Here is a 14,162-nt window from a genome sequence, read left to right as displayed (position 1 = left end):
AACTCAGGAATCCTTCACCTCTAAGTGAAGCGTAGGTGGAGGTAGTTCAAGATGACTACTTGTTACAATATCAAATCAATTTTACCTCGTCTGTTTTTTTGCTCCGTCGATATACGTTACAAAAAAGCAGAACCGGGAAATAATAAATAATCCAACTAATTTTCCTCACTCTTACACCGTCGTCGAACACGCTTGCCACAAGACTTTTTTCCCTATCGACCATTACGATTCCCACTGTTTCTACTTTCTGTCATTACCCATTTGCATTTGCCAGTTGTCACCAATGTTTGTTACGGTTAGAACTTGCGTGATAAGGTTTTGGTTTCAAATAACGCGGGTAATATTAAAGTCGTTGTCTAAACGAGCTACAAAACTCACATGTAAAATTCGAAAAAAGGTGTTGATCACAATGGAAAATAAACGAAAAAGTAAAGTCACGAACGTCTTTATCATCTCTGTCATTTTCTGCTTACTCTTTACCATATGGGGAATCTTGCCTGAATCACTCATTGGTGCCGCAAATCTCGGTAATGTTACCGGAATTGCTCAAAACTTTGTTTCGAACGGCTTCGGCTGGCTCTATCTTTTTGGTATGAGTGCTTTTTTATTAATTGCCATCTTCTTAATTTTTTCCCGTTTTGGTTCAATCCGACTCGGTAAAGACACGGATCGCCCAGAGTACGGTCTGATTTCTTGGTTCGCAATGTTATTCAGTGCCGGTATGGGAATCGGTTTAGTCTTCTGGGGTGTCTCAGAACCACTGACTCACTTCCATACACCACCGGTCGCGACAAACGATCTAACAGAATCTGCTCCACTCGCTATGCGTTATTCCTTTTTCCACTGGGGTCTGCATCCATGGGCACTCTATGCGATCGTCGCCCTTGCCATTGCCTACTCGACGTTCCGTAAAGGGCGTCCGGCAACAATCGGTGATACCGTTGCTTCGCTAATGAAACCGAAGTATGAAACCGTCGGTAAAGGAACGGTTGAAGTCCTTGCGATCGTCGCGACCGCATTTGGTGTTGCGACGTCACTTGGTCTCGGTGCCCAACAAATTTCCGGTGGGCTTCACTTCCTAGTCGGAAGCATCCCGAACTCCTTCATCACCCAATTGATCATCATCTTAGTCGTATCCGTCCTCTATATGATGAGTGCTGCTTCCGGTCTTGATAAAGGAATCGTCCGTCTCAGTAATGCGAATCTCGTTCTCGCAGCACTCTTGATGATTAGTGTCTTGTTCCTCGGACCATTCAGCTTCATCATGGATCTCTTTGTCCAGACGACAGGGGCCTACTTGCAAAACCTACCTGTCATGAGTTTCCGGGCATCGGCATTTAATCCGGGGGAACGCCAATGGATTAATGACTGGACGATTTTCTACTGGGCCTGGTGGATTTCTTGGTCGCCATTCGTCGGAACGTTCATCGCCCGTGTCTCAAAAGGGCGGACGATTCGCGAATTCGTCCTTGGCATCATGTTAGTGCCAACGGTCTTCGGATTATTGTGGTTCTCTGTTTTTGGTGGATCGGCGATCTGGAACGAATTGTTCAACAACGTTGATCTCATTTCAACTGTGAACGATAAAGGAGTCGAAACGGGGATGTTCGCATTGTTTGAGACATTCGGTGGTCTCGGTACCTTCCTCAGCATCATCGCCGTCTTCTTGATTACGACCTTCTTCATCACATCGGCCGACTCGGCGACGTATGTTCTCGGAATGTTATCTTCAGGCGGGAGCCTGATGCCGAGTCTGCGGATCAAGTTGACATGGGGCATCATCCAGTCTTCGATTGCAGCAGTTCTGCTTTATGCAGGGGGGCTCAGTGCCTTACAAGCCGCTGCCGTCCTTGCCGCCTTCCCATTCATCTTCGTCGTTGCCATGATGGTGATTGCCTTGTTCATGGATCTTTCCAATGAACCGGACGCCTCTAAAGTAGCCGATGATTTGAAAAAAGAAGCCTAAGCTGCTAAGATCCTGTCTTCCCTCATGCGGAAGGCAGGATCTTTTTGGTATGCTGAACAAAAGAAAAGAGGTGGGATTTTTGCGCGTTAAAAAACGTTGGTATCTTTCAATCGGAATCCTTGCTCTCAGTAGCTGGTTTCTTTATCGTGAAAACAATCAGATCGAAACGACGGCCGTGACCGTCCAGTCCGATCGATTACCTGCTGAGTTTAATCACTATAAAATTTTACAAATTGCCGACCTGCATGGAAAATCCTTTGGCCGCAAACAAAAGTATCTTCTCAAAAAAGTCGATACACTTCAACCGGACGTCATTTTGATGACCGGCGACTTGATTGACTCTCGCCGTAATGGTGAAGCAGAGGCCCTTTTATTGATGAAAAAATTAACGGCCGACTATCCTGTCTATTTCGTAACCGGTAATCATGAAGTCCGGCGTAACTTGACGATTTTGCCGAAACTCGAGCAGCTTGGTGTCACAGTTCTTCGAAATACGTCTGTCCCACTTGAAAAAGGCAGTCAGTTCATCGAGTTACTTGGGATTGATGATCCGACGACGACTCGATGGAGTGACGGGTTACAAGAACCGGACGGCATCCGCCAAAGTCTCGATCAGGCCCAATCAACGGTCGATACAGATGCCTTTCAACTCCTGATGGCCCATCGCCCGGAATACTTGCCGCTGTATGTGGAACGAAACATGGATCTCGTGTTATCGGGTCATGCCCATGGCGGACAAATCCGTCTGCCGTTCACAGATGGGATGTACGCGCCAGGTCAAGGCTTTTTCCCTGAGCTGACGGCCGGTGAACATACGATGGAGCAGACCAAACTGATCATCAGCCGGGGTCTCGGTAACAGCCTGTTCCCGTTTCGGATTTTCAATCGCCCCGAATTAATTGTCGTGACGCTACGCACATAATCGATAAAACAAAAGTGCCAACCCTTTAACAGAGTTGGCACTTTTATTTTAAGCGAGCGCTTCATGCAATTCAGGTTCCGCATTGGCCCACATCTCGGGTTTATGTGTTTGTAAGAATTCACGTAACAATCGTTTAGACGTATCGTCCATATGACTGACGACAATCCGTCCTTTTAACGATTTGTCCATCTTGTTGACGTGATCGGCTAAAATCTTAAAGCCGCGTCGTGCTTCAACGTCGACTAGCAAGTCACACGCCGCGACGCCACCGTAATAAAATCCTTCTGGCTTTCGTCCCACCGTCACCCAGACAATCCAGTACGGTTTCCCGTTTGGTGTGTCTGCTTGATCCGTCGTGAACTTGATCCGCTTTTCGATGGCGGCTTTCGCATGCATCGCCCCCATATCGATATAGGCTTCGCCATCTTCCGGTGAGATGATGACCGGCGACATGCTGTTCAGACTGAGTGTCCCGACACCAAATCCACCATGACCATCTGTTGAGTTATCTGAAATGATATTAAAATTAATTTTCTTTTCCATCGTTTACTCGTCCCCTTTTACCACTGTTGCCTCTATCATACCGCATCCAACAGTCGACGCAAGTCTTCCTTAGCGTCTTAATGGCTCGAGCTGTTCCCGTGTGACCCGACGGATCGTCGGCAAGCGAAGGCACTCAAGGGACGTCAGCTCCTCATGAGCCGGTGGATTGAACTCTTCTAACTGTCGTAACGCTTGGTCATACAACGTTTGGGCAGCACGACCAAATAAGACAATCCGCTCAAGCGATGAGCATCTCGAGCGAATCGCCCGTAATTGATTGGCAAGCTCGCGGATCCGTTCTGAAATTTCTTCTTCGATGTCAGGTGTTGGTTTCCGATTTTGAAAAATCGGCTTGAAACGGTCTTCATCCCGCAATAACGTCAACATCCCGTACCGTTTTGCTTCTTCATTTCCGACAAGCAATGCCAGTTCTTTGTCCGTGACGAGACGTCCAAACGGAATATTTTGATCAAACAGTACTTCCGCCACTTCAAGACCTTTTGCACCCGACAACGGATATGTTTGATCTTCTGGTAAAGCGCGGTCAAAAATCAATAGGGTATGGATTTTCTTACGGATTACCGGTTCCATCTCCATGCGTTCACCTCATTTTTATGTTTTCTTAATTAAGTAGTTCTCGCTTGATGCAGTCTATTCCTGTACTATACCCGTCTTTAGACATTTAAATGTCACTGTTTGACGGAACCCAGGTGACGTACGGTATACTGATGGCGTGTTGAACTTATGCTAGAAGGAGGGAAATCAGATGCCTTACGTTACAGTCAAGATGTTAGCAGGACGCACCGTCGAACAAAAACGGGCGTTGATCGAAAAAGTCACAGCGGCCGTTTCCGAGTCCGTGGATGCTCCAAAAGAAAATGTCACCGTCTTCATCGAAGAGATGGAAAAAACCGATTACGGTCAAGCCGGCGTGATGTTTGCCGATAAATAAGTACAATTCGGGAGGAACGATCTTCACTTGTCGTTCCTCTTCTCTATACAGTCCACTCACGAAAGGATGAATCTAAATGGCAACAGTAAGTTTACTCGGTGCGACGGGACGAACAGGTCGACCATTGCTCGATTTATTGTTACAAGAAGGACATGAGGTTCAGGCACTTGTCCGGTCTGAGCACCATGCCTTACCTGAACATCCTCATCTGACAATCATTCACGGTGATGCGACGAATGCCGATGATCTAGAACGCGTTGTTCACGGAACGTCAGTGGTCTTCAGCTGTCTAGGCACGGACCAAAAACAAATCTTATCGGTCGCGGTTCCACATCTCATCATTAAAATGAAAGAACAGCACATCGATCGGATTGTTTTCGTTTCGACGGCCGGAATTCTTGATGCTTCGGAAGAACCCGGGAAATATCGTTTTCAATCAAACGAATCCCGTCGTCGTTCAACCATCGCGGCAGAAGATCACCTAAAAGCGTACCTGACCTTAAAGGATGCGGATGTTGATTACACCGTCATTTGTCCGACTCAATTGGTCGACGAAGCTGCGATTGACGATGTCTTGATCGAATCCAACCGTTTTACCCATGACACAGGTCCAATCCCGCGCATCAACGTCGCCCGCTTCGCCTATGCGGCGTATGATGAAAAGCTATTTTCCCGTGAACGGGTCGGGATTGCTTCGCGCGGTTAAATGCCACCATCTCGAATACGAAAAAGAAGGACCCGATTTAAAAAATCGAGTCCTTCTTTTTCTAGGAGTGACTGATCGGTCACTGCTGTTTTTGATTAGATTAAGACGCTGACGACGATCGCCGTCAAGACACTAACAAGTGTTGCGCCGTAAAGTAACTTCAGACCAAAACTCGCTGCGACACTGCCTTGACGATCGTCCAGCCCTTTGACAGCACCCGCGATGATCCCGATAGACGAGAAGTTGGCGAATGAAATCAAGAAGACGGATACGATTCCAAGTGTACGAGCTGAGAATTCTTTTGCGTACTCAGGCAAGCTGAGCATCGCGACGAATTCGTTTGTGATCAATTTTGTTGCCATGACACTACCGGCACTGACCGCTTCCGCCCATGGAATCCCCATGATGAAGGCGACTGGTGCAAAGATGTAACCAAGAATATCCTGGAACGAGATGCCGAGTACCATCAAGAAGATATCGTTGACCATGCCGATCAAGGCGTTGTATCCGATCAACATCGCCCCGACGATGATCGCAACTTTGAATCCATCCATGATGTATTCGCCAAGCATTTCGAAGAACGTTTGTTTTTCTTCAACGATTTCCAAAATGTCCTCTTTTGGATCGACCGTGTATGGGTTGATGATCGAGACGATCATGAATCCACCAAACAAGTTCAAGACGATTGCTGTGACGACATATTTCGGTTCGACCATCGTCATGTAGGCCCCGACGATTGACATCGAAACCGTCGACATCGCCGACGCACATAATGTGTAGAGACGATTTGGCGGTAATTTCCCGATTTGTTTTTTGACGGTGATGAATACTTCCGACTGACCGATCGCAGCTGAAGCGACGGCATTGTAAGACTCAAGTTGTCCCATACCATTGATCTTCGATAATCCAAATCCGATTCCACGCATCAAAAGCGGAAGGATTTTCGTGAACTGTAAAATTCCGATCAAAGCTGAGATGAAGACGATTGGTAACAGGACGTTAATGAAGAATGGCTGTGCCCCTTCATTTGCCAATCCACCAAATACAAAGTTGATTCCGATTGCTGCATATCCCAATAGTTTATCAAAGACTTTTGCAACTCCACGGATGACGATATAACCAAACGATGTGTTGAGTAAAATGAATCCGAGGACTAACTGAAGCACTAGCATGACCGCAAGCGGTTTCAATTTGATGCCTTTACGGTTGCTACTGACAAGGAATGCCAAACCAAACACGATGACAAGTCCCAGTATTGCGATTAAATATTTCACGAACTATCCCTCAATCCATAGTTTATTTTATTAGTTGTACATAAGTACGAGGTCTGACGTTCAATCTCTTCCCCAAGTACTAGAATAATCAACATTCGGAAGAACTGCAAGGGGTAAAGTTCATTTAGTAACCGCTTTCGTTATTTTCATAAACTTTCAATACAATGTTTTCCATCCGTTCCCGAACATTGGCCTGACTGATGTTCGCCTTCCCATATGCTTTCCAACCGGGATAAACATCGAGGTGTTCCGGTCCAATGTCAAAAACAGCTGTCAAATCCCATTTTCGATCATACGAAAATCCACTTAACTTGATATATTCAGCTAAAAATTGATCGGCAATTTCAATCGATTCAAGTAAAGCTAAATTTAATCGACAATGCGCGACGTCCGCTTCAATCGGTCCGACACAGGCATTGATCCAGTCCACTACGTTATACTGTTCGACCGAATCGTATAACACATTAACCGGATGAAAGTCGCGGTGGATGAACCGGATTTGCTGACTCTCTGCCGGTTGTTCCGATACGGCTCGTTGCCATACGTCTTTTCGAACTGCCCAAGAAGGGACCGTTCGCTCGGTCGTATACGGTGCATACCGGTAGTGTGTCTTCGGAATCGGTAATTGATGAACCGCAATCAACGTCTTGGCTAGTCCTCTGAGATACTCTGCATCTAACGGTTCAAGTCGTACTGTACCCGGCAGATAGGTCATTTGAATCCATGGTGGGAGACCATCCTCCCACGTCAGTTGATAATTCTCGACATCCGGGCCAAGCGCTCCTGTTGCCTGTAACGCAAAAACCTCGTGCGCGACGAGGTCTGGTTCCTGCTTGAGCCATCTAGTATTCGTATGAATCCGAAAGACACTTCCCCCTGCCCGAAACACCGACGAGGACGTTGATCCCTTTAAGGGTGCTACCGTTTCCGTTTCTAACCCGACCCGTTTTAAGATCCGTTCGATGACGTCCTTCACGACGGATCTTCTCCGAGCAACAGCTGATCGATTTGCATCTTTTCATTCGCGAATTCGCGCAAATCATGCAATATTTCTTGCGGGTAAAATAACTTTTCATCCGTTTGACGTGAATTGGCAATCGCTTGAACGAGTGGCGAGACTTGTGAAATTTCTTTCATTTGTCCATTTTTCATCTGGAGCATGATCGGTTGTTTGCTGATTTCACCATTCTCCCCATACAAGTCATACGGCAGGCGGCTGAGCTTGTCTTCGAGCAGGTAATAGGTGGGATCGAGTCCAATCTTTTCAAATAATGAACACAGTTTTTCATGAACACGCGTCCGTTTTTCTGCCGGATAATCGACATATTTAAACAGTTTCCGGTCGACGAAGCGACGGGCCAGGTCACTCAGTACCACGTCCTTCTCTTCCGCCCACTGCTGGAAATAGAAGTAAACAATCGTCTCATCGAGCGCCAAATAGTTTTTTAAGGACATCTGTTGTGTAAAGAGTGGACTTAAATGAATCGGATCAATCATGAAAGGATACTCACTCATATACAGTTCTTTCGCCCGCTCAAGGATCGCTTTCAGTAAATAATCACTCGATCGCGTGACGGGATGGAGATAGACTTGCCAGTACATCTGATACCGCCGCATGATGTAGTCTTCAATCGAATGCATCCCCGACTGTTTGACGACCATCTGATTCGGTGCCGGTCTTAGAACACGAAGCATCCGCTCGAGATCAAACTTTCCGTAACTGACGCCGGCGAAGTGCGCGTCCCGCAACAGATAATCCATCCGGTCAACATCGAGTTGGGAACTGATCATCGTCACGAGTAATTGATTGGGATGGGTTTTGTTGATGATCGAAGCGACTTCTTCCGCAAATCCTTCCCCGACTTGATCAAGGACCTGTTTGATTTCCGTATCCCCAAGGATAATCCGTTCCGTCCATTCTTCATGGTCAACACCAAAGACATTTTCAAATGCATGCGAAAACGGACCATGTCCGACATCGTGAAGAAGTGCCGCGACGAGCGTCAGTTCACGATACTGATCATCCCAGTCCGCCCGCCCGTTAAAGACATCAATCAGCTGACGGGTAATCTCATACACCCCTAACGAATGATGGAAACGTGTATGCTCGGCTCCATGGAACGTTAAAAATGATGTTCCCAGTTGTTTGATCCGGCGCAACCGTTGAAATTCCTTTGTTCCGATCAACTGCCAGATCAATTGATCGCTGACATAGATATAGCGATGAACGGGATCCTTGAATACTTTTGTTTCTTTTAGTTGTCCCAGTGACTGATACATGTTTTCTCTCCTTTGGTCATTCGTTCTCTCTCGTTTATATTTCGGTTTTAAATGGTCTGTTCCTGTCCCTTCACTTGCTTCTTACAGAAAGTTTACATCGCCTTATGCTATAATGATGTCGCAAATCTAGAAAAAAAGGAACGAGTCTATGGGAATCGAACTCTTAAAACAAGAACATTATCGTATTTTTGATCAAACGTCACTCGGAAGCGCCTTTCATGCGACACAATCGTTTGCGATGGACGATACATTATGCGCCTCCGTCGCAACAGAAGGTGCGGCGATCCGCTCTTGGGTTCACCATGAAACGGTTGTCCTCGGGATTCAAGACGCGCGTCTCCCTCACCTCAATGACGGAATCGACGTCTTATACGCCCATGGCTTCCAACCGGTCATCCGTAACTCCGGTGGTCTTGCCGTCGTGCTTGATGCCGGTGTCCTGAACATCTCACTTGTTCTTCCGGAACGTGGTGGAATTGACATCGACAGTGGCTACGAAGCGATGCTTGCACTTGTCCGCCATATGTTTATAGAAGAGACGGATGCAATCGTTGCCGGAGAAGTGGTGGGTTCCTATTGTCCCGGATCGTATGACTTATCGATTGCCGGGAAAAAATTTGCCGGGATTTCACAACGACGTGTCCGCGGAGGTGTCGCCGTGCAAATTTATCTCTGTGTCAATGGAAGTGGCAGCGAACGCGCACGACTCGTCCGTGATTTTTATGCCGCCGCCTTACAAGGAGAAGCAACAAAATTCGTGTATCCGACCGTTGTGCCGGAGACGATGGCGTCCCTTGAAGAATTACTGCAGCGCCCGTTAACAGTCGAAGCCTGCTTGTTACGTGTCTATCGGTCCTTAATGGCACTTGATGCGACATTAACACCGTCCGTCTTAAGCGAAGTCGAGAATGAACGCTTCGGTGTAAACCTGGGTCGGATGTTAGATCGAAATGAAAAAGTCCTAGGTTGATAAAGGAGAGAACGAACATGGTACGTTTTATTACAGATAGCGGTGCGGACGCACCAAAGGAATTACTCGACGCCGCTGGCTTCACTGTCATGCCGTTTGGCGTGTTGATCGGAGAAGATACGTATTTTGACGGCGAATCGATTTCGCCGCTCGAACTCTACGCTAAAATGCGGGAAGGTGCGGCCCCGAAGACGTTTCAGGTCGAAGTATCGCGGATGGTCGAGGTGTTTACGGCGCACTTCAAACACGGGGAACCGTTTATCTACCTTGCTTTTTCAAGTGAGTTGTCCGGTACGTATCAAACGGCGACGATGCTTGCGGAAGAGCTTGCCGAAACGTATCCGGATGTTCCGTATGCAATCATCGATACGAAAACGGCTTCGACCGGTCAAGGTCTGTTCGTGTTAGACGTCGCTGTATTTGCAGAGACCCACACGTTCGAAGAAACAAAAACGTATGCCGAACAAAAGATCAATACCGTCCGTCATCTCTTTACCGTCGAATCGCTTGAATACTTGATGCGTGGCGGACGTGTCTCGCGAGCGAGTGCCTTCATCGGTGGTTTGTTATCAATCCTTCCGCTGTTGACAGTCGAGGACGGTAAGCTGATTCCAAAAGAAAAAATCCGTGGTCAGAAAAAAGTCATGAATCGTATCGTCGAGTGGATGGAAGAAGCACGCCCGTCAATCGACGGACACCGGATCATCATCGGTCACGGCGACTCGATCGAACGGGCAGAACAGTTGAAACATTTAATCGAAGAACACTTTTCCCCAAGTGAAGTCCTGATCACGATTGCCGGAGCAGCCATCGGTTCACATACCGGACCGGGATTACTCGTCATCGGGTATGACTTATAAAAAACGAACGTTCCCTTGTCACATGACGAAGGGAACGTTCGTTTTTTATCGTCAAAGGACATTTGGTCCCAGGCGTTTTTAATTCAGCTCTTATTTTGTTAAAGGCGTTTCATTTGTCTTGATACAAATCATGAAATAAGCGACGCGGCAAAAATCTGCCAAGCCAATAAAGACTTTGCGGCTAAGCTCAGCACAAGATATGTTTTCTCACCGAACGCATAATCGGTCCATCGACCGATCTCACGATATTGAAGCCACTGGTTCAGACCAAAACAAAAGAACAAGACGCCTTGAACACCAAGGATGACAAAGATATACTGTGGCGCATCCGAGTAAAGCGGGATGTTGATGCCCATCGCAATCCATGGTGTGATCCCGACAAGCGAACCAAACCAGAACGGCAGCATGGTTGTGGTCTTTCTTCCAGGAGGATTCATTCGTTCTTGCAAATATCCAAAAAGAATCATAGCTACATTCGCACCGGCGATGATGATCAACGCATTAATTGTGACAATCCCCCAATACAAAGCAATGATAACAACCATCACAGTGGCACTAAACGAATATTCGACCCAACGGAATCGATTCATTCCATGCATGAGGTCACGTTCATACATGTTTCGCCCAAAAGTCGCTGTTATTAAATGATCAAGTCCGGCTAGAGTTAGAAAGAGAGCTACTACCCAACCAATTCGTACATCAAAAAGCGACTCAGATACCAGTGCTCCCGCTCCGGGCGGTCCGTCGATGTAAGAACTGATGACAGGTATTGCGAAGTCTGTCGTTAGAAAAAGGATCGACGCAGCTTGTCCCAGATGGAGGATTGCAAGCCCAATATTCCAAAGACGAAGGTTTTTCAAACGTTGAGGTGTCACTCCCGACGCAATCGAACGTGTAGTTTCAGCCATAGTGTTCCTCCTTAAGATCCTCTTCTTACCCTTAACGCATTTGATGTACTTTTGATTTACCCCTAGACAGGTGTCATAAACATGTCAATATGTGTGCAATCACTTGAATGAAATCCTATCAAAACCCGAAGGATTGGCGTCATTCTTAGACAGAAGATGCCAATCCTTCGGGTTTTTACGTGGTTGCGTCCATTTTCTAAGAGAACCGTTTCGGTGATACCATTCAAACGTCAGTGCATCCGTCCATCAAGCGTCTGCTTTTGTCGTACTTTAAAGATTGAGTTGAACCCGCCCTGTGATGTATAGCCTTTATACAGCCCAAAGCCCGCGCCAATCGCCACGAGAATGAGTGGCGAAATCGGGACGACGAGATGCACTGCGACAAGCAGGAGCAGTATCATCAAGACAACGTTCGGTTTCATTCAGACTTCGTTCCCGACGCGACCGGTTCCCCTTGATTCAAGTTGACCGTCAACGGTTTCGCCGTTCCTTTGCCCGAGAAATTCTCAATCAAGTCTTTGACATCGATTCCGGATGATGCTTTAAGCGTCTCCTGCAGAGAAGCCATCAAGTCGGTTGCGTAGCCGGTCACCCGGTTCGCTCCACCGCCTTCGCCGCTTCCCGTATCGACGACCGTGATCTTGTCGATATTGCCAAGTGGTGCTGCGACTTGTTTCGCATATTCCGGCATCATCCGGATGACCATGTCGAGAATCGCTGCTTGTCCAAACTGTTCGAAGGCTTGGGCGATTTTTTCTTTTGCTTCGGCTTCCGCGAGACCCTTCAGGCGGATGATATCCGCTTCTGTCTCCCCTTGTGCCCGCTCGGCTTCCGCTTTGGCGAGACCATCGAGACGAATCCGTTCGGCGTCGGCTTTCGCAGATGCCTCGATCCGGTATTTCGTCGCGTCCGCTTCCGCATACTGTTTTGCCCGGTCGGCTTGAGCCGCCTGTTCAATCGAGTAGCGATCGGCGTCCGCCCGTTTTTTGACTTCCGCATCGTATTGTTTCTCGCGACGCAGAATCTCACGTTCTTCGAGTTCGATTTGTTTTTCGCGTTCGATGATTTTGATCTGCATCTGTTGTTCCGTGACTTCCTGCTGAACCCGTGCATTTTCAAGATCATATGCTTGATCGGCTTTCGCCTTCGCGATGTCTTGCTCGCGGCGGTAATCGGCCATCTTCAGCTGATTTTCTTTTTCCGCTTCCGCAATTTCCGTCGCCCGTTCGAGTTCGGCTTTCTTTGCGTCTTTTGATGCTTCCGCCCGTTTGATCCGCGTCTCTTTTTCCGCATCGGCCGTCGCGATGTCGGCATCGCGGCGGACTTGAGCGATTCGCGGTTTTCCGAGTGACTCCAAGTAACCGTTCTTATCGCGGACATCTTTGATCGTAAACGATACGATGATCAGTCCCATCTTCGCTAAATCCTGAGACGCAACACGTTGCACTTCTTGTGAGAATTTATCCCGATTCTTGTAAATCTCTTCGACCGTCATCGAACCGAGAATCGACCGTAAGTGACCTTCGAGGACTTCACGGGCCTCGCCTTCCCGGTCTTCCTTTGATTTACCGAGAAATTGTTCGGCAGCTGTCGCGATTTCCGAAATCGAGCTGCCGATTTTAATGATCGCTGTTCCGTCCGCCATGACCGGAACCCCTTGTTCCGTGTAGACTTCCGGTGTCGTCACTTCTAACTTACTTGACAGTAAACTGATCGGGGAAGCCTGTTGAAAGACGGGTAAGATGAATGCCCCGCCACCACGAATGATTTTGACCCGGTTCCCCGACTCATCGGTGTTGACGGTCGGACTATTCCCGAGATAACTTCCGGACACGATCAATGCTTCCTCCGGTCCGACTGTCCGGTATTTGGTCACGAATAAGGCAATCAGCGCTAAGATCAGAGCGCCGGCAATGATGGCCACGATAATGATCGGATTCATAAAAACATCTCCTCTTTCCATTGAGTAGGATAGGTCATGACATGGGCCACGCCTTGTTTGATTTCAATGATGATGACTTTCGTTCCCTGTTCTAAAGCAGGACCTTCAAAAAGAACGGCTGATTTGGAAATCCGCCCCGAAACATCGTCGATGAGAATTTCACCGTAGCCTGCCTCCGGAATTGGGATGATGACGATGGCACTGCGTCCTTCGAGGGTCTGTTCCGAAAAACTGATCGATTGCTCTGCTTTGGCGAGCGGTACAAAAATGAATAAATGCAGTAAAGACGTCAAAATAAGACTGATACCGGCACTGATCAGCAAAATAACGAGCGAACCAAGTGACGTCAGATGTTCCAGTCCAAATCCAAAAGCGGATGTCAAAATGACAAAGGACAAGATTAACGTCGGATGAAAGATTTGATCGATGCTCGGAATCAAATCGGAAAAAACGACAGACAGTAAAACGCCACAGCCAGCGGCGGCAAGCGCATAGAGATAAAGAGTACTAACGTCCATGTTCTGTCACCTCGATAAACGGATTCGATCCGTACAGTTGGCAGTAAGCTTGAAGATAGGCGTGTCGATTTTCTTCATATAACAATTCGGCTAATTCTTTTTCACGTGGACTGCCTGCCTCCTGACATCTGCGGGCATACTTTTTTTGTGCCGCGTAATGCCGCGCCAACATACTTTCAAGTGTTCCTTGATTCTTTGGTTCAGATACCGGCCGTGTATCCGAAAGAGATCGTTTTTTCATCCGACTGCTCCTTTCCTGCGTGCTGAGCTCACTTTTATTTACGGTCTCTTTTTGGAAATAGTTTCAAAATCCATTGAATC

Annotated in this window: 16 protein-coding genes; 6 read left to right on the top strand and 10 right to left on the bottom strand. The window is 47.4% G+C overall.

Features of this window, described 5'->3' with window-relative positions; translation table 11 throughout:
• The first annotated feature begins 409 nt into the window (after window positions 1-409).
• Both P404_RS0109540 and P404_RS0109535 read left to right on the top strand, forming a co-directional pair.
• Entirely contained in the window at window positions 410-1,966 is a 1,557-nt protein-coding gene (locus P404_RS0109540; RefSeq protein ID WP_026830606.1) for a BCCT family transporter, read from the top strand.
• A 70-nt stretch (window positions 1,967-2,036) separates the two neighbouring features.
• Window positions 2,037-2,888, top strand: a complete 852-nt coding sequence (locus P404_RS0109535) for a metallophosphoesterase (protein ID WP_236624375.1) — start codon at window positions 2,037-2,039, stop codon at window positions 2,886-2,888.
• 48 nt (window positions 2,889-2,936) lie between these two features.
• Here P404_RS0109535 and P404_RS0109530 read toward each other — a convergent pair whose 3' ends face one another.
• Both P404_RS0109530 and P404_RS0109525 read right to left on the bottom strand, forming a co-directional pair.
• On the bottom strand, window positions 2,937-3,431 hold the full coding sequence (locus P404_RS0109530; protein WP_014969269.1) for a YwhD family protein: 495 nt from the start codon (window positions 3,429-3,431) through the stop codon (window positions 2,937-2,939).
• Between the two features lie 69 nt (window positions 3,432-3,500).
• Window positions 3,501-4,022: a hypothetical protein gene (locus P404_RS0109525; RefSeq protein ID WP_236624355.1), complete on the bottom strand. Its 522-nt coding sequence runs from the start codon at window positions 4,020-4,022 to the stop codon at window positions 3,501-3,503.
• A gap of 175 nt (window positions 4,023-4,197) precedes the next feature.
• Between P404_RS0109525 and P404_RS0109520 the strand changes: the two genes are divergently transcribed.
• Window positions 4,198-4,383, top strand: coding sequence for a 2-hydroxymuconate tautomerase (locus P404_RS0109520; protein ID WP_014969267.1), 186 nt, complete (start codon window positions 4,198-4,200; stop codon window positions 4,381-4,383).
• Between the two features lie 76 nt (window positions 4,384-4,459).
• A complete protein-coding gene (locus P404_RS0109515) occupies window positions 4,460-5,089 on the top strand; it encodes an NAD(P)-dependent oxidoreductase (RefSeq protein ID WP_026830603.1) in 630 nt (209 codons plus the stop codon).
• Window positions 5,090-5,184: 95 nt separating this feature from the next.
• On the opposite strand, the gene P404_RS0109510 is transcribed toward P404_RS0109515, so the two are convergent.
• The 3 genes from P404_RS0109510 to P404_RS0109500 form a co-directional block, all read right to left on the bottom strand.
• Window positions 5,185-6,363, bottom strand: a complete 1,179-nt coding sequence (locus P404_RS0109510) for a NupC/NupG family nucleoside CNT transporter (RefSeq protein ID WP_014969265.1) — start codon at window positions 6,361-6,363, stop codon at window positions 5,185-5,187.
• A gap of 124 nt (window positions 6,364-6,487) precedes the next feature.
• The gene (locus P404_RS0109505; protein WP_026830602.1) at window positions 6,488-7,339 is read right to left on the bottom strand and encodes a phosphotransferase family protein; all 852 of its coding nucleotides are present in this window, start codon (window positions 7,337-7,339) and stop codon (window positions 6,488-6,490) included.
• Window positions 7,336-8,643, bottom strand: a complete 1,308-nt coding sequence (locus tag P404_RS0109500; protein WP_026830601.1) for an HD domain-containing protein — start codon at window positions 8,641-8,643, stop codon at window positions 7,336-7,338. The genes P404_RS0109505 and P404_RS0109500 overlap by 4 nt, the downstream gene beginning before the upstream one ends.
• Before the next feature lie 148 nt (window positions 8,644-8,791).
• Here P404_RS0109500 and lipL point away from each other — a divergent pair, with 148 nt between their 5' ends.
• Both lipL and P404_RS0109490 read left to right on the top strand, forming a co-directional pair.
• Window positions 8,792-9,613 (top strand): octanoyl-[GcvH]:protein N-octanoyltransferase, encoded by an 822-nt coding sequence (lipL, locus tag P404_RS0109495; protein ID WP_026830600.1) that lies wholly within the window; start codon window positions 8,792-8,794, stop codon window positions 9,611-9,613.
• Window positions 9,614-9,630: 17 nt separating this feature from the next.
• Window positions 9,631-10,473, top strand: a complete 843-nt coding sequence (locus tag P404_RS0109490) for a DegV family protein (RefSeq protein ID WP_026830599.1) — start codon at window positions 9,631-9,633, stop codon at window positions 10,471-10,473.
• Window positions 10,474-10,601: 128 nt separating this feature from the next.
• On the opposite strand, the gene heR is transcribed toward P404_RS0109490, so the two are convergent.
• The 5 genes from heR to P404_RS0109465 form a co-directional block, all read right to left on the bottom strand.
• The gene (gene heR, locus P404_RS0109485; RefSeq protein WP_051590476.1) at window positions 10,602-11,381 is read right to left on the bottom strand and encodes a heliorhodopsin HeR; all 780 of its coding nucleotides are present in this window, start codon (window positions 11,379-11,381) and stop codon (window positions 10,602-10,604) included.
• A gap of 230 nt (window positions 11,382-11,611) precedes the next feature.
• Window positions 11,612-11,803 (bottom strand): hypothetical protein, encoded by a 192-nt coding sequence (locus P404_RS0109480; RefSeq protein WP_026830597.1) that lies wholly within the window; start codon window positions 11,801-11,803, stop codon window positions 11,612-11,614.
• Complete coding sequence (locus P404_RS0109475; protein ID WP_026830596.1) at window positions 11,800-13,323, bottom strand: flotillin family protein; 1,524 nt, start codon at window positions 13,321-13,323, stop codon at window positions 11,800-11,802. Before P404_RS0109475 ends, P404_RS0109480 begins: the two co-directional genes overlap by 4 nt.
• Window positions 13,320-13,841, bottom strand: a complete 522-nt coding sequence (locus P404_RS0109470) for an NfeD family protein (RefSeq protein ID WP_014969259.1) — start codon at window positions 13,839-13,841, stop codon at window positions 13,320-13,322. Before P404_RS0109470 ends, P404_RS0109475 begins: the two co-directional genes overlap by 4 nt.
• On the bottom strand, window positions 13,831-14,082 hold the full coding sequence (locus P404_RS0109465) for a hypothetical protein (protein ID WP_026830595.1): 252 nt from the start codon (window positions 14,080-14,082) through the stop codon (window positions 13,831-13,833). Before P404_RS0109465 ends, P404_RS0109470 begins: the two co-directional genes overlap by 11 nt.
• Window positions 14,083-14,162 lie beyond the last annotated feature (80 nt).

Origin of the sequence: Exiguobacterium antarcticum DSM 14480, assembly GCF_000685865.1 — a bacterium.
GTDB classification, from domain to species: domain Bacteria; phylum Bacillota; class Bacilli; order Exiguobacteriales; family Exiguobacteriaceae; genus Exiguobacterium_A; species Exiguobacterium_A antarcticum.
The sequence above is the reverse complement of the archived record's forward strand: the minus strand, read 5'-3'. Positions and strand labels throughout refer to the sequence as shown.